The following is an 18,630-nucleotide window of genomic DNA, read 5'->3' on the forward strand; positions in this document are numbered from 1 at the left end:
ATTCCGACGGGATCAGTAGGCCATCGAGCGGTCGACGGCTTCGAGGATGCGGTCAGCATCCGGCAGGAACGTTCCCTCGAGCTTCGCCGGCGGGAACGGGGTGTCGTAGCCCGACACCCGCAGCACGGGCGCCTCGAGCGCGTAGAACGCGCGCTCCATGACCGTGGCGGCGATCTCGCTGCCGATGCTCGTGAAGCCCGACGCCTCCTGCGCGTAGACCATGCGTCCGGTCTTGCGCGCCGAGTCCAGGATCGGGCCGTAGTCGACCGGCGACAGCGAACGCACGTCGACGACCTCGCAGCTCGTGCCCTCACCCTCGGCGATCGCGGCCGCCTGCAGCAGCGTCGTGACCATAGCCCCGTGTCCGACGAGCGTGATGTCGGTGCCGGTGCGGACGACCCGCGAGGTGTGCAGCGGAACGGCCGACTGCTCGAGATCGACCTCGCCCTTCTGCCAGTAGCGGCTCTTGGGCTCCATGAAGATGACCGGGTCGTTCGACGCGATCGCCTCCTGGATCATCCAGTACGCGTCGTTCGGCGTCGATGGCGACACCACCCGCAGACCCGGGGTGTGCGCGAAGTACGCCTCCGGGCTCTCCTGATGGTGCTCGACGGCGCCGATGTGCCCGCCGTACGGGATGCGGATGACGATCGGCATCGACACGGCGCCCTCGTGGCGGTTCGTCAGCTTCGCGAGCTGCGTCGTGATCTGGTCGAACGCCGGGAAGACGAACCCGTCGAACTGGATCTCGATGACGGGGCGGAACCCGGCCATCGCCATGCCGATCGCCGTGCCGACGATCCCCGACTCGGCGAGCGGCGTGTCCAGCACGCGCCTGTCGCCGAAGTCGCGCTGCAGGTGCTCGGTGATGCGGAAGACGCCGCCGAGCTTTCCGATGTCCTCGCCCATGAGCAGGACCTTCGGGTCGTCCTCCATGGCCTTGCGCAGTCCGGCGTTGAGCGCCTTCGCGAACGGCATCGCCTCGAGCGTCATGCCTGGCCCCCTTCGAACGATGCCTCGTACTGCTCACGCCAGGCGCGCTGCTCGGCGATCAGCGGATGCGGCTCGCTGTAGACATGGTCGAACACCGTGTTCGCGGGCGGCGGCCCGAGCTCGAGGGTACGCACACGCAGATCGTCCGCGGCGGCGGCGCCCTCGGCATCCACGTCGTCGAAGAACGACTCCGCGGCGCCCCTGCCGACGAGGAACGCCCGCATGCGCGCGATCGGGTCGCGCCGCTCCCACGACCGCTCCTCGTCGCTCGTGCGGTACTTGGTCGGATCGTCGCTCGTCGTGTGCGCGCCGAGCCGGTACGTCTCGGCCTCGATCGCGCGCGGACCCTTGCCGGCGCGCGCCTCGTCGAGCGCCACGCGGGAGACGGCGTAGCTGGCGAGCACGTCGTTGCCGTCGACGCGCACGCTCGGGATGCCGTATCCGCTGCTGCGCTGCGCGAACGGCACCCGCGTCTGGGTCGAGACGGGAACCGAGATCGCCCACTGGTTGTTCTGCAGGAAGAACACGGTCGGCGCCTGGTAGCTCGCGGCGAAAACCATGGCCTCGTGCACGTCGCCCTGGCTGGATGCGCCGTCGCCGTAGTATACGATGACCGCCTCGTCGTGCTCGGGGTCGCCGGTGCCGCTGCGGCCGTCGAACGCGAGACCCATGGCGTAGCCGGTGGCGTGCAGGGTCTGCGATCCGAGCACGAGCGTGTACAGGCGGGTGTTGCCGTTGGCGGGGTCGGTCGGGTCCCAGCCGCCGTGCGAGACGCCGCGCATGATCTTGATGATGCCGAGCGGATCGACGCCGCGGACGCGGGTCACGGCGTGCTCGCGATACGACGGGAAGACGGTGTCCTGCGCGCGGGCGGCACGGGCGGATCCGACCTGTGCGGCCTCCTGCCCGCGGCTGGGCGGCCACAGCGCGAGCTGCCCCTGACGCTGCAGGTTCGTCGCCTGGTTGTCGATGGCGCGGATCACCACCATGTCGCGGTAGAACTGCTCGAGCTCGGCGTCGCTGATCGCGTCGATCAGCGGTAGATACTGCTCGGCGGCGGCGTTCGGCGCGTAGCTGCCGTCCGCCTCCAGGACGCGTACGAATTCGGTCTCTGACGAGGTCACGGGCCCCACGCTACCCACGTCGGCATGCCCGGTCACGCATAATTAGGGGTCCCTTGCAAATGCCCGGAATGCGGACGATGGCGCCTCAGCCGCGGACGTCGGCGGCGACCCGGAGCACCTTCTCGATCGATTCCTCCTCGCCGACGGAGATGCGGATGCCGTCGCCGGAGAAGGGCCGGACGATGATGTCGGCGGCACGGAAGGCGTCGGCGATCTCGTCCGTCCGCTCACCCGTCGGCAGCCACACGAAGTTCGACTGCGTGTCGGGGACGTCCCAGCCCTGAGCCCGCAGGCCCTCGGCGAGCACGGTGCGCCGCTCGACGAGCACGGCGACCCGCTCGAGCAGCTCCGCCTCGGCATCCAGACTCGCGATCGCCGCGACCTCGGCGGCCGAGGTGACAGACAGCGGGATGCCTGTGGAGCGGGCCGCATCCAGGACCTTCGCGTGGCCGATCGCATAGCCGACGCGGAGCCCGGCGAGCCCGTACGCCTTCGAGAAGGTGCGCAGCACGACGACGTTCGGGTGCTTCTCGAACACGCGCTCGTCGAGGCCGTCGACGGCGTCGGGCGCGGTGACGAACTCGGTGTAGGCCTCGTCGAGGATGATGAGCACGTCCTGCGGCACCCGATTCACGAACGCCTCGAACTCGTCGCTCGTGATGATGGGCCCGGTGGGGTTGTTGGGCGTGCAGACGATGATCGCGCGGGTCCGGTCGGTCACGGCATCCGCCATGGCGTCGAGGTCGTGCCGGCCGTCGCCGGTGAGCGGCACGGGCACGCCTGTCGCGCCCGCGACGAGGACGAGCCCGGGGTACGCCTCGAACGAGCGCCATGCGTAGACGATCTCGTCGCCGACGGATGCCGCGGCCTGCACGAGCTGATAGAGGATCGCGACACTGCCACTCGCGACGTGCACCTGGTCGACGCCGACGCCGTAGCGCTCGCCGAGGCGCTCGCGCAGACGGGTGGCCGTGGCATCCGGATAGCGGTTGATCGGCGTCGTCGCCTGCAGCGCTTCGAGCACCGAGGGCAGCGGCTCGAACGGGTTCTCGTTGCTGGACAGCTTGAACGCGTCGGGGCCCGCCTGCTTGCCCTGTCGGTACGGCGCCAGGGCGGCGATCTCGGGGCGGATGCGGGGAAGGATCGGCTCGGTCACGAGATGAGTCTACGAGCGCCGGCGTGGTCGCCACGGAACTCGCGGTGGTATCATTCTGGTATGGCAATGACGGTGCGCCTCCCCGAAGAACTCGACGCGAAGCTCGAGGCGATCGCCCGCGCCCGACACATCTCCAAGCACGCGGTGCTCATCGAGGCCGCGGAGCGGTTCAGCGCAACCGAGTCGAAGACCTCGCGCGTGCTCGCCGCGATCGATGAGATCGGCGACCGTTACGCCGAGACCATCACCCGCCTTGAAGACGCGTGATCGAGTACATCGAACCCGAGCAGGCGCTCGCGGTCGTCGAAAAGCTCGGACTCCACGTCCGCGACCAGGGACTGCTGTTCTCGGCGCTCGCCCGCCCCTCAGCCAGCATGTTCGGCGTTGACGCCTACCCCGATATCCCGGAGAAGGCTGCAGCGCTCATCAGCTCGCTCGCCCAGAACCACCCCTTGTTCGACGGCAACAAGCGACTGTCGCTGTATGTGACGTTCGCGTTCATTCGGATCAACGGACTCGACATCACGTTCACGAACGACGAGGCGTTTGATCTCGTCCTCGCCGTCGCACAGAGTCGACTCGAACTGTCAGAGATCGCCGAAGCGTTCCGCGCGCACATCCGGTGACCTCGAATCGTCGCAGATTCTGCGACAGTTCCTCTGGCACCATGCGAGACTGAACCCACCATGCGCTTCATCATCCGAGTCGTCATCAACGCGTTCGCCATCTGGGTGGTGACGCTGATCCCGGCCCTGCAGGTCGCGATCGTCGCATTCCCGCCCGGCGAGACACTGCAGCTCGTACTCACGCTGCTCGCGGTGGGTGCGATCTTCGCCCTCGTGAACACGATCATCGGCACGGTGATCAAAGTCGTGGCGTTCCCGCTGTACATCCTGACCCTCGGCCTGATCGGCCTGGTGATCAACGGGTTCCTGCTCTGGCTGACGGCCTGGATCACCTCCGGCTTCGGCTGGGGGCTCTCCGTCGGGAGCTTCTGGTGGGGCGTGCTCGCCGCGATCATCATCTCGATCATCAACGCCGTGTTCGGCGCCATCCTGCGTCCGCAGAAGCGCAAGCGGCGCGACTGACCCTCGTCACTCCCGCTTCGCGACGTACTCCGTCGACTCGATCGAGACGGCCTGGGTGAGCACGCGCTGCTTGTCGCGCCACGCCTCCAGGCGGGGGTCCCCGGACTCGTCCACCAGTTCGGCCGTGTGCTCGTACTCCGACATCAGGTGATCGGGGATACCCAGATCGACCGAGCTGGTGTCGCGGGTGATCACCATGCTGTCGGGTGAGCCAGTACCGCCGGGGAAGCCGCCGTCGGCGAGGCTGCCGACGATGTCGCCGGTGTGAACGAAGTCGATCTTCAGCACGTCGTCACCCGCCGCCGTCTGCATCGGACCGCCCGCCGTCACCGACACCGTCACGTCGAGATCACTCTGGGCGATGAGATAGGCCGCGTTCATCGCCGCTTGGGAGTGAGCGTAGAGATGCACCTCGTCTCCCGCCCGAGCCCCTGACGCTTCCAGAGCCTCGACCGTCGCCAGGTAAGAAGCCGACTCCTGCCTCAGGTACAACTGAGCGTTCGACTTCATGTCGAACGGCTCGTCCGGATCGAGGCTCACTTGCGTGCCCTTCGAGTACAGGACGAACTGACGAGCACCGTCGGGCATGGTGTACTTCTCGACCTTCAACTGCGCACCATCGGCGGTCGGGAAGCGTCGGAACGCCTCGGCGAGACTGCCCGGCGGCACGAGCGGGGCGCTCTGCCTGACGGGCGTGAGACTCACGGGACCGCCGCCGCCCGCCAGCTTCACGCCGGGTGGGATGCGCCCGAGTCCCAGCGCCGCGAACGCGGTGACCCCGCCGATGACGGGACCGTCGTAGTGCCCGTCCTCCCACTCCGAGAGAAGCCATGCCTCCATGTCGAGCATCCGCGGGTCGGATGCCACGAGCTCGTCGATGCGGTCGTACAGGGCATCCGGCACCGCCTTGCCCTGGATCTCCAGGGCGTCGAGCTCCGCCCGGCGCTCGACCAGCTCGAACACATCGGCCATGAGCCGGGTGTTCTCCCCCGTCTCTCGGCACTCCGCGTGCAGCGCCTCGGCCCGCTCGGCACTCCCCCACAATGCCGACGTGTCGACGCGCAGCGTCGCCGGCGGCAGGGCGAGGAGGCATCCGTGCGCCCGGCGGACGGCGGCCGCAGCATCCGCGAACTTCGGCGCCAGCGCGACCAGCGCGTCGGCGACGACGCGCAGCGCCTCGGGGTCGACCGAGACGATGCCGCCGTGCCGGATCTCGAGGTCGTCGCTCATGAGGTCACCATCGTCTCGATCTCCCAGAGCCTCGTGTTGAGCTCTCCGATCTCGGCCGCAGTGCGCGCCCTCTCCTCGACGAGGAGCGCGCACAGAGCCATCGCCCCCTTCGCATGCCACTGGCTCGCGTCGATCAGCGGAAGCAGCGCGGCACCCGCATCCTCCAGCTCGATGATCGCATCGCGCAGCGCGCGCTGCGCCGAATGCCAGAACCACAGGGAGTCCGAAGCCCATGCCTCGGCGGCGACGATGTTGAGCATGCGCTCAGCATCCTCCGACCTGGCATCGGCCATGAGCGGGAATCCCATGACCGGTGCACAGTGGGCGCACCGGTCCGAATGTGCACAACGAGACGCGAGCTGATCTGGTGGGTGTGCGATGCCGCCCCGCGCGGCAGAATGGACGAGTGTCCCCGACAGACCCCTTCCGCGTCATCTTCGTGTGCACGGGCAACATCTGTCGCTCCCCCATGGCTGAGGCGGTATTCCGCGACCTCGCCGAGCACCAGGGGCTCGGCCCGCTGATCGTCTCCAGCAGCGCCGGTACCGGCGAGTGGCACGTCGGCGAGCGCGCCGACGCCCGCACCCTCGCGGCGCTGGAGCGCCGCGGTTACGACGGGTCGAACCATCGCGCGAAGCAGTTCACCGCAGCGTCCTTCGCCGAGAACGACCTCGTCGTGGCGCTCGACCGCACGCATGAGCGCATCCTCAAGCAGTGGGCGCGCGACGACGACCAGGAGGGCAAGGTCACCCTGCTGCTGTCGTACGACCGCGACGCGGACGGCCTGGACGTCCCCGACCCCTACTACGCCGACGCCGCGATGTTCGATTCGGTGCTGGCTATGATTGAGTCGGCGACCCGAGGCCTGTTCCGACAGCTCGAACCCGCCCTGCGTCAGAGCCGCACGCCCCGCACGATGCCCCGGATCTGAGGGGCCCGATCAGGAGGATTCCCCTGACTTCCCCGAACGCCTTCCCCGTCCAGCCGCTCAGCCCCCTCGACGGCCGTTACCGTCCTGCCGTCGCTCCGCTCGGCGACTACCTCTCCGAGGCCGGACTGAACCGCGCCCGCGTCGAGGTCGAGGTCGAGTGGCTGATCGCGCTGACCGACCGTTCGCTGTTCGAGACCTCGCCGCTCCCGGGAGACGTCAAGGAGCAGCTGCGCGGCCTGTACCGCGACTTCGGCCAGGCCGAGATCGACTGGCTGGCCGAGAAGGAGGCGGTCACCCGCCACGATGTGAAGGCCGTCGAGTACCTCGTGCGCGACCGCCTTTCGGCTCTGGGCCTGGATGCCATCGCCGAACTCACGCACTTCGCCTGCACGAGCGAGGACATCAACTCGGTCTCGTACGCGCTGACCGTCAAGCGCGCGGTCGAGAACGTCTGGCTGCCGGCACTGGATGCCGTGATCGCGAAGCTCCGCGAACTCGGCGTGGAGCACGCGGATGCCGCGATGCTCTCCCGCACGCACGGCCAGCCCGCGACCCCGTCGACCATGGGCAAGGAGCTCGCGGTGTTCGCGTGGCGTCTGGAGCGCGTGCGCGCCCAGATCGCGGCATCCGACTACCTCGCGAAGTTCTCGGGCGCGACCGGAACCTGGTCGGCGCACCTGTCTGCCGACCCGGATGCCGACTGGCCGACCATCGCCCGCGAGTACGTCGAGGGCCTGGGGCTGGGCTTCAACGTGCTCACGACGCAGATCGAGTCGCACGACTGGCAGGTCGAGCTGTACGACCGCGTGCGTCACGTCGGCGGCATCCTGCACAACCTCGCCACCGACATCTGGACGTACATCTCGATCGGCTACTTCACGCAGATCCCGGTCGCGGGCGCCACCGGCTCGTCGACGATGCCGCACAAGATCAACCCGATCCGGTTCGAGAACGCCGAAGCGAACCTGGAGCTCTCAGCGGCACTCCTCGGCTCGCTGTCTCAGACGCTGGTCACGTCGCGCATGCAGCGCGACCTGACCGACTCGACCACGCAGCGCAACATCGGCGTCGCGTTCGGGCACTCGCTGCTCGCGCTCGACAACCTGCGCCGCGGCCTCGGCGAGATCTCCCTCGCCCGCGAGGTGCTGCTGGACGACCTGGACCACAACTGGGAGGTCCTCGCCGAGGCCATCCAGACCGTCATCCGCGCCGAGGTGGTGGCCGGACGTTCGACGATCAGCGATCCATACGCGCTGCTGAAGGAACTCACCCGCGGTCACCGCGTGGGCGCAGCGGAGCTGGCGGAGTTCGTCGAGGGCCTCGAGATCGGGGATGCCGCGAAGCAGCGTCTGCTCGCCCTGACCCCCGCGACGTACACGGGCCTCGCCGAGCGCCTCGCGCAGTAGTCCTCGCGCCCCGTCGTCCCGCGCGTCGGCCGGCCTCGCCCGCGCGCCGTCCGCGCGCGACCGCGCCCGGAAAGACGACTTTCGGGGCTGCCGAAGCCGAGATGGCCCCGAAAGTCTTCTTTCGACGCTGGGACTCGGTCGGTCAGGCGGGGTCGGTGCCGGGAGCGCCCGTGGCGTGGGGGCCGCTCGCCTCGGGGCCTGCGGCGGAGGCATCGGCGTCCTCGTCGAACAGCACCGGTCGGTCGAGGGTCTTCTCCTCGTACTGGCGCGGATCCACGGCGAGGATGAGCATAGAGAGGATCAGGAGCGTCACGATGAACGCACCGCCGCCGATCACGAGGCCGAGGCCGACCGGGGTCAGCCCCTGGTAGGTGCCGCTGGCGATCGCGTTGTTGACGCGCGCGGTGAACGCACCGGTCGAGACGAGGGTGACGACAGCGGCGAAGATGCCGGCCGCCAGCGCGATCCCGAGGAGGTGCAGCGGCCGCAGCAGTTCGCGCCGGGTGGACTTCTTGTCGCTCATACGGCGCCTCCCACCGTGGTCGAATCCTGCGCCGGCACGCTGCGGCGCGGTGAGAACCCGGCGATCGCCAGGAAGACTGCGACGATCGCGGAGTATCCGCCGAACATGCCGACGGCGAGGATGATCCCGGTGAGGGTCAGCTCCCCCGCTCCCGGCACCACGTACTGCAGCGCGTAGTTCGCCGGGATGAGCAGGAGCACGACGGCGAGCACGAGACCGAGGGTGCCGACGACGATCGCGTCCTTCGCTGCGGGGTCGGTGCGGCGCTCACGGAGGCCGGCGATGAGCTCGACGAGGCCGGATGACGCCGCCCAGATGATCACGACGATGAAGAACGCCGAGTCGGTGCGCCAGGTCGGGATGCCGCTGATGATCGCCGCAGCGAGATCGATCGCGGCGAGCAGGATGAACGGCCATCGGTGGCCGGCGGATGCCACCACCCAGGCGCCGAGAATGAGGATGAACCCGCTCGCGGCGACGAAGCCGCCGAACACTGAGAAGCCGATCGCTGCTGAGTGGTCGGGCGAGAAGGTGATCATGAGCGCCGCGGCCGCCGCGAACAGCGCGCGCAGCAATTGGATGTGGCGCACGGTGAACGTGCGAGCAGGGGCAGACATGACGAATCCTCGGTCGGAGTGGTCTCTCCAGTCTACGCGGGGGCGAACGGCCGGCGCTGACGCGGGGCTCGGGATCCTCCCCAGATCGACTCCGAGCCCCGCGACGCACGCAGGGAGGCACTGCGTCGGCCGAGTCGTGCGCAGAATCTCACCCCAGCTGCGACGACCCGTCCACTCGACCGTCGACGGGCGCCTCGGGCCCGCGGCGCCCTCTTCTGGTCGTATGCTCGACAGTACTTCGTCGTTCGTCACATACCCCGGGGAGGGCTGTGATGCCAGCGCAGGATCCTGCCGCCAATGGTTCGCGTGCCGATTTCTCCGCGACGCTGCGCGCGGCGATCGACGCACGAGACGTCACCCTGACATGGCTGCGCGAGCGTCTCGCCGCGAACGGAAACCCCGTCTCGGGGGCCACGCTCAGTTACTGGCGTTCGGGGGCGCGGCGTCCCGAGGGTCCGCAGTCGCTCGCCGCCGTCGAACACCTCGAGTCGCTGCTGCGTCTCGAGACGGGCGCACTGCTGTCGCTGATCGGCCCGACCCAGCGGGTAGGTCCGCTGGGCACCCCGCAGTACCCGCTCGAGCAGGCGCGCCTGGAGAAGGCGGTCGCCGAGACGTTCATCGCCCTCGGGTCGCCCGTGATGGATCCAGGACGCGACGTTTCGACGCACGCCGTGACCGAGGTCGGTGCGGACGGCTTCGTGATCTCACGCACCACCCGAACGATCCTCCAGTGCACGTCGGGCACCATCACGCACGTTCCCTACCTCGATCTCACTCCCGACCAGCCGGTTCCCGCACCGACGTTCACGATGGTCTCGGGCGGTCGCATCACGCGGCGGCACTCGCATCCCACCGGCGAGGTGCACGGTATGATGATCGAGCTCGAGCGGCCGCTCGGCCCGGCGCAGACCACCATGATCGAGTGGCGGCTCGAGTTCCCGCCCGAGTATCCCGGCATGCGCGAGACAGGTCACGGCGTCGCGCGCAACGCGCGCGACGTGCTGCTGTGGACCCGGTTCCACCCCGACGCCCTTCCGACCTGGATCGAGGCCGTGGAAGAGACTCCGGACGGCACAGAGGTCGCAGATCACTACCTCGACGGCGCCACCGCCATTCACGAGGTCCGCCGCAACTGGGGACCGGGGATGCTGCTGCACCGCTGGGGCTACGACGACCGGGACTGAGTGCTCACTCCCCCGTCGCGACCGGCCGGCCCGGGGTGTTCGACCACTGACTCCACGAGCCGTGGAACAGCTTCGCGTCGATGCCGATCTCGGCGAGCACCAGCGCCGTGTGCGCGGCGGTGATGCCCGAACCGCAGTACGCGCCGACCGCGACGCCGTCCGTGATGCCCCGTTCGGCGAACGTGCGGCGCAGGGCGTCCGGATCGCGCAGCATCCCGCGCTCATCCACGTGCGCGGTCGTCGGCAGATTGACCGCGCCGGGGATGTGACCGGCGATCGGGTCCATCGGCTCGACCTCGCCGCGGAAGCGCTCGGGTGCGCGCACGTCGAGCAGGATGCCGGATGCGGCGAGCGCCGCGGCCTCGTCGATCGTGAGGCTGCCGCCACTGATGTCGGCGAGCACGACGTCTCCGGGCTCCGGCACGACATCGCCGGCCTCGACCGCTCCGCCGGTGGTCTGCCAGGCCTGCCAGCCGCCGTCGAGAACGCGCACGTCGACACCGCCCTGCCGCAGGATCCACCACGCTCGGGCAGCCGGGAGTCCCCCGGCGTCGTCGTAGGCGACCACCACGTCGCCCGCGTTCACGCCCCAGCGGCGCGCAGCATCCTGCACCTGCCCTGTCGACGGCAGCGGGTGCCGTCCCTCGTCGGGACGCCCGTGCCGAGACAGCTCGGTCTCGAGGTCCACGTACACCGCGCCGGGGACGTGGCCGGCGAGATAGGCGTCACGACCGTCGGTCCGGCCCAGCTTCCAGCGGACGTCGAGGATCCGGGCATCCGCAGCGATCAGGTCCGTGAGCCGCGCGGCGTCGACGAGGTGAGGCATGGCTGCGGCGCCGACCGGTCAGGCGCGGTCGTCCTCGTCGGCATCCGTCTCGTCAGCGTCGGGAGCGAGCTCGATGACCTCGTCGCCCTCCTCGAGGACGTCCACGTCGTCGGCGTCCTCCGTCTCGCCGGCGGATGCCGCGAGCACGCCCTCCGGGCGGATGAGCTCGCGCACCTCGGCCATGAAGCTGTTCAGCTGCTGCTGCTGCCAGCGCAGCTGACGGGTGCGGTCCTCGGCATCGCGGAGCACATCGGCGGTGTGCCCGGTCACGGTGCTGACGATCTTCTCGGCCTTCACCTGAGCGCGCTCGAGCGTCGCGCGGGCGCGCACCTGCGCATCCGCCTCGATCGACTGCGCCTGCGAGCGCATGAGCTTCTCGTAGTCGTCGGCCTTCGCCGCGATGCGCTTGGAGTGCTCGAGCGACGACGCCACCTGCTCGTTCGCGTCGGCGGTGATGCGCTCGGCATCCGTGCGCTGCTGCGTCGTCTCGCGGGTGACGAGGGAGCGCAGGGCCGCCGCACCCTTCTCGGCCTCGGTGCGGATGGTCGCCGCCTCCTGCTCGGCCTGATTGACCTTCTCGGCCGCGTGCGCCGCCTCGCGCTCGATGCGCGCCTCATGCGCGGTGTACTCGGTCTCGATGCGCAGCCGCACCTGGTCGGCATCGTTCTGCGCCTGGGTGGTCAGCCGGTCGACCTCGGCGGCGAGCTCTGCGCGGCGGGCCTCGGCCTCATCACGGGCGGCTTCGAGCAGGCGCTCCGCCTGCACGGCGGCGTTCTGGATGAGGACGGATGCCTGCTCCTCGGCCACGCGGAGCACGGCCTCGAACTGCAGGCGCGACCCCTCGGTGTCGGTCTCGTCCTTCGGCGCACCTGCGAGTTCGTTCGAGAGCGCCGTCACCTGCTGCTCGGACTCGGAGGCCCGAGCCTGAGCAGCGGCGAGATCGGCTTCGAGGGCGGCGATGCGCTTCTCATCGTCCGCGCGGGCGGCAGCGACCCGCTCCTCCTGCTGCTTCTCGATCTCGGCGATGCGCGCCTCGCTCTCGGCTGCCCGGCTCTCGCTCTCGGACCGCGCGGTCTCCAGCTCGGCGCGCACGGACTCGACGTCGCGGCTGACACCGGAGCGGGCCTCGGTGAGCTCCGTCTCGGCGCGCTTGATCTGCATACGCAGACCCGCGATCGCGGCATCCACCTCGCCGCGGTCGTAGCCGCGGAAACCGATCGTGAAGCTCTCCTGCTCGCGGGCGGGACCCTGGGCGAGCTGATCGAAGAAGTCCGTGCCCTGCTCGGCGGTGTTCTCAACGGATTCGGTCACGATGGACGCCTTTCAGAGCGGGGGAGAGATGCGGGAGAGACCCTGAGGTTCAGCCTAACCAGTGCGCCTGTGAGGTGACAGCGTCGCGGCGATAAACTGCGGTCGACCCCGAGTGAAGGATTCAGCGATGCCGCGTTTCGACCTGCCGGCGGAGCAGTTGCGCTCCTACCGGCCCGAGGTGGCGGAGCCCGCCGACTTCGACGACTTCTGGGAGCAGACCCTCGCCGAGTCACGTGCCCTCGCCACCCCCGTCCAGCTGCGCCGGATCGAGTCGCCGCTCCAGGCCGTCGAGGTGTACGACGTCACCTTCACCGGGTTCGGCGGCGATCCGGTCGGCGGATGGCTGCTGCTGCCGGCCGATGCCGACGACGCTCTGCCGGCGGTCGTCGAGTACAACGGGTACGGCGGCGGGCGCGGCCTTCCGCATGAGCGGCTCGGGTGGGCGGCATCCGGGTACGCCCACTTCTTCATGGACACCCGCGGCCAGGGCAGCGGATGGGGCACCGGCGGCATCACGCCCGACCCGCACGGCTCCGGCCCCGCGACGCCGGGGTTCATGACCCGCGGCATCCAGGATCCGAACGAGTACTACTACCGCCGGGTCTACACCGACGCCGTCCTCGCGATCGACGCGATCCGCTCGCTCGATCGGACCGATGCATCCAGGGTCGCCGTGACGGGCACCAGCCAGGGCGGCGGGGTCGCGATCGCCGCCGCGGCGCTCTCGAGCGGCCTGATCGCCGCGTTGCCGGATGTGCCGTTCCTCTGCCACTTCGAACGGGCGGTCGGACTCACCGACCGCGACCCCTACGCCGAGATCGTGCGGTACCTGGCTGTGCATCGGGACGCCGTCGAGAACACGTTCCGGACGCTGTCGTACTTCGACGGGGCGAACTTCGCCTGCCGGGCCACGGCGCCCGCTCTGTTCTCGGTGGCGCTCATGGACCCGGTGTGCCCGCCGTCGACGGTGTTCGCCGCCCGGAACCACTGGGGCGGGACCGCCGACATCGTCGAGTACGCCTTCAACGAGCACGAAGGCGGCCTGGGTCTGCAGTGGCAGAAACAGGCCGCCTTCCTCGCGGAGCGGCTCGCCGGTTTCAAGTAACGCAAATGACCCCATTCCGCACGCGGATGGGGTCATTTGCGTTACTTGAACGGGTGGATGCGCCGCGGTCGTCGCTCAGACGGTCAGCAGCACCTTCGTGGCGCGCCGCTCGTCCATCGCCTTGTACCCCTCGGCCGCATCCTCGAGCGGCAGGGTCAGGTCGAAGACGACGCCCGGGTCGATCTCGCGGTCCCAGATGAGCTGGATGAGCTCGGGCAGGAATCGCCGCACAGGGGCCGGCCCGCCGTGCAGGTGCACGCCAGAGAAGAACAGCTCGTCCCCGGGCAGCGCCACGTCGTGTGAGACCCCGACGTAGCCCACGTGCCCGCCGGCCCGCGTCGAGCGGATCGCCTGCATCATCGACTCCTGCGTGCCGACGGCCTCGATCGTCGAGTGCGCTCCGAGCCCGTTCGTGAGCTCCTTGATCTTCGCCACGCCCTCGTCGCCGCGCTCTTCGACGATGTCGGTCGCGCCGAAACGGCGCGCGAGTTCTTGGCGATCGGTGTGCCGGCTCATCGCGATGATCCGTTCCGCGCCGAGCTGCTTCGCGGCGAGGATGCCGAGGAGGCCCACCGCGCCGTCGCCGACCACGGCGACGGTCTTGCCGGGTCCGGCCTCAGCGGCGACGGCGGCGAACCATCCGGTGCCGAGCACGTCGGACGCGGCGAGCAGAGCGGGGATGAGGTCGGCGTCGGGCTGCCCGGGGGTGGCGACGAGCGTGCCGTCTGCATGCGGGATCAGCGCGTACTCGGCCTGGGTGCCGTACCGGCCCATCGGCACGACGTGCACGCATCGGGACTGGTACCCGGCCTGGCAGATCTCGCACGTGTTGTCGGATGCCATGAACGAGCCGACGACGAAGTCGCCGACCTTCAGGTTCTTCACGTCCGCGCCGATCTCCTCGACGACGCCGACGTACTCGTGGCCCATGGGCGTCGCATCGACGCTGTCGGCACCGCGGTACGGCCAGAGGTCGGAGCCGCAGATGCAGGTCGCGGCGAGCTTGATGACGGCATCCGTCGGCCTCGTGATGGTCGGCTTCTCGCGGTCCTCGACGCGGACGTCGCCGGGGCCGTGCATGACTACTCCACGCATGTGTGCACTCCTTCTGATGTGTGCTTCGGTGTGTGATTCCATACAACTCCGGATCTGCGGACTCCGGAAATTCCAGAGGGTGAGCAGCTACGTCATCAGCAGCGTGCCGTTGTCGTCATCGAGGGCGTCGTCGAGCACGAGGACGCGTTCGTGGAACGGCGCGCGCCTGGCCTCGGGGTCGAACTGCGGAATCGGATTCTCTTCGCTCATGCCCCCCACTGTGCGCGGCATCCGTCCGCCGGTGGGCGGAATCTGCTCAGGGCGGCTCTGCCCTGAGCAGATGGTGGCTGGCGATTGCGGCGGACGGCACGCGGCCGACGCGGGACGGGGCCGCAGGACTCGTGGTCCTGCGGCCCCCGCCTGGCCGTTCTGCCCGGCCTACCCCGCGGCGAGCGCGCGTCGGTGGCTGATCCGGTGACCGACCCAGAAGCCGATCGCGATGAGACCGATCAGGGCGATCCCGAGCATCCAGGGCAGCATCGACGGCGCGGCACCCGCGGTCGCGGTGGCGAGCGTTCCCGAGCCGTCTGCGATGCGTCCGTTGCCGTCGGCGAGCGCGACGGCGCCCGTCTCGAGCTTCGTGCCGCCGTCGGCGAGCTCACCCGAGCCGTCGGCGACGGCGGTCGCGCCCTCGGACAGCGTGCCGAGGCCGTTGTCGAGGTCGAACGCGCCCTGCTGCAGGGTCGAGGTGCCCTCGGCAAGGGATGCCGCACCCTCGTTCAGGCTGGATGCGCCGGAGTTCAGACGCGTCGCTCCGTCGTGCAGCGCTGCCGCGCCCTCGGAGAGCGTGGTCAGACCGCCGCTGAGGCGGCCGGCGCCGGATGCCAGGTCGGCGGTGCCGGACTTCAGCGGAACAAGACCGGTGGCGAGCTCCTTCGCGCCCGAGGCCAGCTGCGAGGTTCCCGACTTCAGCGGGGCGATGCCCGTGGCGAGCTCCTTCGCACCCGAGGCCAGCTGCGATGCTCCCGACTTCAGCGGCGCCATGCCCGTGGCGAGCTCCGACGCACCGGTGGCGAGGTCGCCGCTGCCCTTCTTGAGGTTCTGAGCGCCGAGAACGAGCGCCGGAGCGCCGTTCTGCGCATCGGCGAGGCCGATGGTTCCGGGCCAGCCCTTCGACGAGTCGCCGTTGAGGAGCGCGCTGGTTCCCGCGGCGAGCGACGCAGCGCCGTCACCGGCGTTGATCAGGCCCTGAGCGAGCTGCGGCGCTGCGGCCGCTGCGGGCGCAATGCCGTCGACCTGCTTGTCGACACCGGCAGCCAGTGCCGCCAGCTGCGCGAGCTCGGGGTTGGTCTGCGCGAGCACGGCGAGCTGGTCGGCGAGCGCCTGCGAGTTCTGCGACAGCGAACCGACCGTGCCGGTGATGGTGGCGCCGTTGGCGGCGAGGTAGCGGACCTGGTCGCCGGTTCCGGCGGCAAGCGAGGAACTGAGGTTCTGGGCCCCGGCGTTCAGCGACTGCGCGTACTGGTGCGCACCGCCCACGCCGGCGGCGATGCTGGTCACACCGTCGAGCAGCTTCTGGGCACCCGCATCCACTCGGGCAGCCCCGCCGGAAAGCTTCTGCGCACCCGTGACGGCCTTCTGCGCACCGGCATCCAGCTCCGCGGCGCCGCCGGAGAGCTTCTGCGCTCCGTCCACGGCCTTCTGCGCGCCAGCATCCACCTGGGCAGCGCCGCCGGAAAGCTTCTCCGCACCGGTGACAGCCTTCTGCGCACCGGCATCTGCACGCAGCAGCCCGGCGGCGAGTTCCTGCGCGCCGGAGAGCGCCGTCCGCGCTCCCCCGTTGAGGCGGGCGGCGCCGGACTCGGCGCTGGCGGTGCCGGCGGCGAGCGTGCCGGCGCCGACGGAGAGTGCCGCAGCTCCGGACTCGGCCTTCAGCGCACCGGCGGCGAGCTTCTGCGATCCCTCGTGAGCGCTCTGCGCGCCGTCGGCGAGGTCCTGCGAGCCGTCGGCGAGCTGCTGCGCTCCGCTGGAGAGCTCCTGCGCTCCGGCAGCGAGCTGAGCCGATCCGTCCCGGGCGGTGCCCGTCCCGTCCGACAGCTCAGCGGCACCCGCGGCGATCTTTCCGGTCGTCAGGAAGAAGATCGTCACCATCGCCGCGAGAAGCAGGGCGAGGACGACGACGGTTATGCGCACGCCGTTGCCGTGCGCGTGGGACTGAGAACTCATCATCGAGGCTCCAGGGGTCAATGGCATCGTTGCCACCCGCGAGTGTAGGAGTGCGGATGCCGACTTCCCTCGGCCTTTGCGACCAGGTACTAAGTTTCAGATTCTCTGAGACTTGGTTTCTTGTAGCGTTTCGACAACAGCGAATGCGCGCGCCAGATCGGCGATGAGATCATCGGCGTCCTCCAGCCCGATCGACAGACGCAGGAGGTCGGCATCCGGGCGGGCGTCAGCAGGCACAGGGCGGTGGGTCAGGGCGGCCGGATGCTGGATGAGCGAGTCCACTCCCCCGAGCGAGACCGCGTGCGTGAAGAGCTCGACCGCGGAGGCCACGGAGCTCGCCGCCGCGTAGCCGCCGCGCATGCGCATCGCGATCATCGCCCCGCTTCCCCGCATCTGCCGATCGAGGATGCCCTGCGGGTCGCCGTCGAGTCCCGGGTAGAACCCCTCGTCGACCTCCGGCCGGTCGATCAGCCACTGCACGATGCGCTGCGCGTTCGCCTGCTGCTGCCGGATCCGCACCGGAAGGGTCGTGAGGCCGCGGTGCAGCAGGTACGCGCCGAGCGGATGCAGCAGCCCTCCCGTCACGGCGCGCACGCGGCGCAGCGCCTCGGCGTGCTCCTCGCTGCAGGCGACGACCCCGGCGATCACATCGCCGTGCCCGCCGAGGTACTTCGTCGCGCTGTGCAGCGACATCGCCGCACCCAGATCGAGCGGGTTCTGCAAGATCGGCGTCGCGAAGGTGTTGTCGACGACGACGGGAACGCCGCCCGCCGCCGCGGCGACGGCGGCGATGTCGACGAGTTCGAGAGTGGGGTTCGCCGGCGTCTCCATGATGACGAGGCCCGTTTCGGGACGGATGCTGACGCCGACCTCCGACGGATGGCAGAACGTGACCTCGGTGCCCAGCAGCCCGGAGCCGAGCAGGTGGTCGGTGCCGCCGTACAGGGGACGGACCGCCACGACGTGGCGTTTGCCGGTGGCGGATGTCATGGCCAGGATCACGGCGGTCATCGCCGCCATCCCCGATGAGAACGCGACCGACGCCTCGGCGTGCTCCATCGTGGCCAGCGCCTCCTCGAAGCGTGCGACCGTCGGGTTCCACAGCCGCTGGTACACCAGGCTGCCGTTCTCGATCGGACGGCCGCCGGTGGCCATCGCCTCATAGGCGTCGCCACCCCGTTCGATGTCGGGAAGCGGGTTGGTCGTGGAGAGGTCGATCGGCAGGGCGTGGACGCCGAGCGCGTTGAGGTCGTCGCGGCCGCTGTGCACGGCGACGGTGTCAGGGTGCAGGCTCATGCCTTCACGTTGCCGGAATCCCAATGCGAGTGGGAGAATTCGACAGCATCCGCCGACTATCCCGGCAGATCCGCGATTATCGATGACGGGCGACTGAACAGGGGCGACGATCTTGGCGAAAGCACAACTCGACGAGCTCGACCTGCAGATCCTGGCTGCGCTCAGCACGCGCGCAGACCTGACGAACAAGGCGCTCGCCGCCCGGCTGGGGCTCGCCGAGTCCACGTGCGCGCACCGCGTGCGGGGCCTGCGCGACCGTGGCGTCATCCGCGACACCCGCATCCGACTCGACGCCGCGACCCTCGGCTACCCGCTCGAGGCGATCATCAAGGTGCGTCTGGCCAACCACACCGGCGAGAAGGTCAACGCCCTGTTCGACGCGCTCGTCGCGACTCCCCGCGTGCTGCAGGTGTTCCACGTCGCCGGCGTCGACGACTTCCTCGTGCACGTGGCCGTTCAGGATGCCGCGGCACTGCGCGACATCGTCCTCGAGCACATCACGGTGCATCCGGTCGTGCGCGGAACCGAGACCCAGTTGGTCTTCGATCTGCGCGACGGCCGCGGCGTGCTGGGGTAGGT

General features: G+C 69.7%; 21 protein-coding genes. 8 read left to right on the top strand and 13 right to left on the bottom strand.

Translation table 11 applies throughout. The features are described from left to right. Nucleotides 1-12: 12 nt before the first annotated feature. From HWX58_RS10730 to HWX58_RS10740, 3 genes are all read right to left on the bottom strand, one after another. Nucleotides 13-993 (bottom strand): alpha-ketoacid dehydrogenase subunit beta, encoded by a 981-nt coding sequence (locus HWX58_RS10730; protein ID WP_175987635.1) that lies wholly within the window; start codon nucleotides 991-993, stop codon nucleotides 13-15. Continuing rightward, nucleotides 990-2,117 carry a thiamine pyrophosphate-dependent dehydrogenase E1 component subunit alpha gene (locus HWX58_RS10735; RefSeq protein WP_175987638.1) on the bottom strand — a complete coding sequence of 376 codons (1,128 nt, stop codon included), beginning with the start codon at nucleotides 2,115-2,117 and terminating at the stop codon, nucleotides 990-992. The genes HWX58_RS10730 and HWX58_RS10735 overlap by 4 nt, the downstream gene beginning before the upstream one ends. Nucleotides 2,118-2,202: 85 nt before the next feature. Next, entirely contained in the window at nucleotides 2,203-3,273 is a 1,071-nt protein-coding gene (locus HWX58_RS10740) for a pyridoxal phosphate-dependent aminotransferase (protein WP_175987639.1), read from the bottom strand. A gap of 60 nt (nucleotides 3,274-3,333) precedes the next feature. Here HWX58_RS10740 and HWX58_RS10745 point away from each other — a divergent pair, with 60 nt between their 5' ends. Genes HWX58_RS10745 through HWX58_RS10755 form a run of 3 tightly spaced genes read left to right on the top strand, consistent with a single transcriptional unit; the run spans nucleotide 3,334 to nucleotide 4,361 of the window. Further along, nucleotides 3,334-3,540 carry a ribbon-helix-helix protein, CopG family gene (locus tag HWX58_RS10745; protein WP_175987642.1) on the top strand — a complete coding sequence of 69 codons (207 nt, stop codon included), beginning with the start codon at nucleotides 3,334-3,336 and terminating at the stop codon, nucleotides 3,538-3,540. After that, nucleotides 3,537-3,899, top strand: coding sequence for a type II toxin-antitoxin system death-on-curing family toxin (locus HWX58_RS10750; protein WP_175987644.1), 363 nt, complete (start codon nucleotides 3,537-3,539; stop codon nucleotides 3,897-3,899). The genes HWX58_RS10745 and HWX58_RS10750 overlap by 4 nt, the downstream gene beginning before the upstream one ends. A 60-nt stretch (nucleotides 3,900-3,959) precedes the next feature. Then, a complete protein-coding gene (locus HWX58_RS10755; protein ID WP_175987645.1) occupies nucleotides 3,960-4,361 on the top strand; it encodes a phage holin family protein in 402 nt (133 codons plus the stop codon). Between the two features lie 6 nt (nucleotides 4,362-4,367). On the opposite strand, the gene HWX58_RS10760 is transcribed toward HWX58_RS10755, so the two are convergent. Further along, entirely contained in the window at nucleotides 4,368-5,591 is a 1,224-nt protein-coding gene (locus HWX58_RS10760) for a hypothetical protein (protein WP_175987647.1), read from the bottom strand. Further along, nucleotides 5,588-5,884 (bottom strand): hypothetical protein, encoded by a 297-nt coding sequence (locus HWX58_RS10765; RefSeq protein WP_175987649.1) that lies wholly within the window; start codon nucleotides 5,882-5,884, stop codon nucleotides 5,588-5,590. Before HWX58_RS10765 ends, HWX58_RS10760 begins: the two co-directional genes overlap by 4 nt. Before the next feature lie 113 nt (nucleotides 5,885-5,997). Here HWX58_RS10765 and HWX58_RS10770 point away from each other — a divergent pair, with 113 nt between their 5' ends. Both HWX58_RS10770 and purB read left to right on the top strand, forming a co-directional pair. Beyond that, a complete protein-coding gene (locus HWX58_RS10770) occupies nucleotides 5,998-6,522 on the top strand; it encodes a low molecular weight protein-tyrosine-phosphatase (RefSeq protein WP_175987651.1) in 525 nt (174 codons plus the stop codon). 23 nt (nucleotides 6,523-6,545) lie between these two features. Then, nucleotides 6,546-7,928 (top strand): adenylosuccinate lyase, encoded by a 1,383-nt coding sequence (purB, locus tag HWX58_RS10775; RefSeq protein ID WP_175987772.1) that lies wholly within the window; start codon nucleotides 6,546-6,548, stop codon nucleotides 7,926-7,928. A 142-nt stretch (nucleotides 7,929-8,070) separates the two neighbouring features. Here the strand turns inward: purB and HWX58_RS10780 are convergent, their stop codons facing one another. Both HWX58_RS10780 and HWX58_RS10785 read right to left on the bottom strand, forming a co-directional pair. Continuing rightward, nucleotides 8,071-8,451, bottom strand: coding sequence for a hypothetical protein (locus HWX58_RS10780; RefSeq protein ID WP_250646195.1), 381 nt, complete (start codon nucleotides 8,449-8,451; stop codon nucleotides 8,071-8,073). Further along, entirely contained in the window at nucleotides 8,448-9,068 is a 621-nt protein-coding gene (locus HWX58_RS10785) for an acyl-CoA synthetase (RefSeq protein ID WP_175987653.1), read from the bottom strand. Before HWX58_RS10785 ends, HWX58_RS10780 begins: the two co-directional genes overlap by 4 nt. A 272-nt stretch (nucleotides 9,069-9,340) precedes the next feature. Here HWX58_RS10785 and HWX58_RS10790 point away from each other — a divergent pair, with 272 nt between their 5' ends. After that, entirely contained in the window at nucleotides 9,341-10,252 is a 912-nt protein-coding gene (locus HWX58_RS10790) for a hypothetical protein (protein ID WP_175987655.1), read from the top strand. A 4-nt stretch (nucleotides 10,253-10,256) separates the two neighbouring features. On the opposite strand, the gene HWX58_RS10795 is transcribed toward HWX58_RS10790, so the two are convergent. Together HWX58_RS10795 and HWX58_RS10800 are read right to left on the bottom strand one after the other, a co-directional pair. Next, nucleotides 10,257-11,078, bottom strand: coding sequence for a sulfurtransferase (locus tag HWX58_RS10795; protein WP_175987657.1), 822 nt, complete (start codon nucleotides 11,076-11,078; stop codon nucleotides 10,257-10,259). 18 nt (nucleotides 11,079-11,096) lie between these two features. Continuing rightward, the gene (locus HWX58_RS10800) at nucleotides 11,097-12,389 is read right to left on the bottom strand and encodes a coiled-coil domain-containing protein (RefSeq protein WP_175987659.1); all 1,293 of its coding nucleotides are present in this window, start codon (nucleotides 12,387-12,389) and stop codon (nucleotides 11,097-11,099) included. Between the two features lie 127 nt (nucleotides 12,390-12,516). Here HWX58_RS10800 and HWX58_RS10805 point away from each other — a divergent pair, with 127 nt between their 5' ends. Beyond that, nucleotides 12,517-13,494 (top strand): acetylxylan esterase, encoded by a 978-nt coding sequence (locus HWX58_RS10805; RefSeq protein ID WP_175987661.1) that lies wholly within the window; start codon nucleotides 12,517-12,519, stop codon nucleotides 13,492-13,494. Nucleotides 13,495-13,569: 75 nt separating this feature from the next. Here the strand turns inward: HWX58_RS10805 and HWX58_RS10810 are convergent, their stop codons facing one another. From HWX58_RS10810 to HWX58_RS10825, 4 genes are all read right to left on the bottom strand, one after another. Then, complete coding sequence (locus HWX58_RS10810) at nucleotides 13,570-14,589, bottom strand: zinc-dependent alcohol dehydrogenase family protein (RefSeq protein WP_175987663.1); 1,020 nt, start codon at nucleotides 14,587-14,589, stop codon at nucleotides 13,570-13,572. A gap of 87 nt (nucleotides 14,590-14,676) precedes the next feature. Beyond that, nucleotides 14,677-14,799 carry a hypothetical protein gene (locus HWX58_RS15285; RefSeq protein WP_264674994.1) on the bottom strand — a complete coding sequence of 41 codons (123 nt, stop codon included), beginning with the start codon at nucleotides 14,797-14,799 and terminating at the stop codon, nucleotides 14,677-14,679. Nucleotides 14,800-14,967: 168 nt separating this feature from the next. Next, a complete protein-coding gene (locus HWX58_RS10820; RefSeq protein WP_175987665.1) occupies nucleotides 14,968-16,755 on the bottom strand; it encodes a YhgE/Pip domain-containing protein in 1,788 nt (595 codons plus the stop codon). Between the two features lie 96 nt (nucleotides 16,756-16,851). Next, a complete protein-coding gene (locus tag HWX58_RS10825) occupies nucleotides 16,852-18,051 on the bottom strand; it encodes a trans-sulfuration enzyme family protein (RefSeq protein ID WP_175987667.1) in 1,200 nt (399 codons plus the stop codon). Nucleotides 18,052-18,163: 112 nt separating this feature from the next. Here HWX58_RS10825 and HWX58_RS10830 point away from each other — a divergent pair, with 112 nt between their 5' ends. Then, nucleotides 18,164-18,628 (top strand): Lrp/AsnC family transcriptional regulator, encoded by a 465-nt coding sequence (locus tag HWX58_RS10830; RefSeq protein WP_175987669.1) that lies wholly within the window; start codon nucleotides 18,164-18,166, stop codon nucleotides 18,626-18,628. Nucleotides 18,629-18,630: the final 2 nt, after the last annotated feature.

It is taken from the genome of Microbacterium tenebrionis (genome assembly GCF_903645325.1).
GTDB classification, from domain to species: domain Bacteria; phylum Actinomycetota; class Actinomycetes; order Actinomycetales; family Microbacteriaceae; genus Microbacterium; species Microbacterium tenebrionis.

Coding starts and splice junctions, on each gene's coding strand:
- HWX58_RS10790 (WP_175987655.1), top strand. CDS start 9,341: ATGCCAGCGCAGGATCCTGCCGCCAATGGTTCGCGTGCCGATTTCTCC.
- HWX58_RS10730 (WP_175987635.1), bottom strand. CDS start 993: ATGACGCTCGAGGCGATGCCGTTCGCGAAGGCGCTCAACGCCGGACTG.
- HWX58_RS10795 (WP_175987657.1), bottom strand. CDS start 11,078: ATGCCTCACCTCGTCGACGCCGCGCGGCTCACGGACCTGATCGCTGCG.
- HWX58_RS10810 (WP_175987663.1), bottom strand. CDS start 14,589: ATGCGTGGAGTAGTCATGCACGGCCCCGGCGACGTCCGCGTCGAGGAC.
- HWX58_RS10755 (WP_175987645.1), top strand. CDS start 3,960: ATGCGCTTCATCATCCGAGTCGTCATCAACGCGTTCGCCATCTGGGTG.
- HWX58_RS10760 (WP_175987647.1), bottom strand. CDS start 5,591: ATGAGCGACGACCTCGAGATCCGGCACGGCGGCATCGTCTCGGTCGAC.
- HWX58_RS10745 (WP_175987642.1), top strand. CDS start 3,334: ATGGCAATGACGGTGCGCCTCCCCGAAGAACTCGACGCGAAGCTCGAG.
- HWX58_RS10780 (WP_250646195.1), bottom strand. CDS start 8,451: ATGAGCGACAAGAAGTCCACCCGGCGCGAACTGCTGCGGCCGCTGCAC.
- HWX58_RS10785 (WP_175987653.1), bottom strand. CDS start 9,068: ATGTCTGCCCCTGCTCGCACGTTCACCGTGCGCCACATCCAATTGCTG.
- HWX58_RS10805 (WP_175987661.1), top strand. CDS start 12,517: ATGCCGCGTTTCGACCTGCCGGCGGAGCAGTTGCGCTCCTACCGGCCC.
- HWX58_RS10765 (WP_175987649.1), bottom strand. CDS start 5,884: ATGGCCGATGCCAGGTCGGAGGATGCTGAGCGCATGCTCAACATCGTC.
- HWX58_RS10825 (WP_175987667.1), bottom strand. CDS start 18,051: ATGAGCCTGCACCCTGACACCGTCGCCGTGCACAGCGGCCGCGACGAC.
- HWX58_RS15285 (WP_264674994.1), bottom strand. CDS start 14,799: ATGAGCGAAGAGAATCCGATTCCGCAGTTCGACCCCGAGGCCAGGCGC.
- HWX58_RS10820 (WP_175987665.1), bottom strand. CDS start 16,755: ATGAGTTCTCAGTCCCACGCGCACGGCAACGGCGTGCGCATAACCGTC.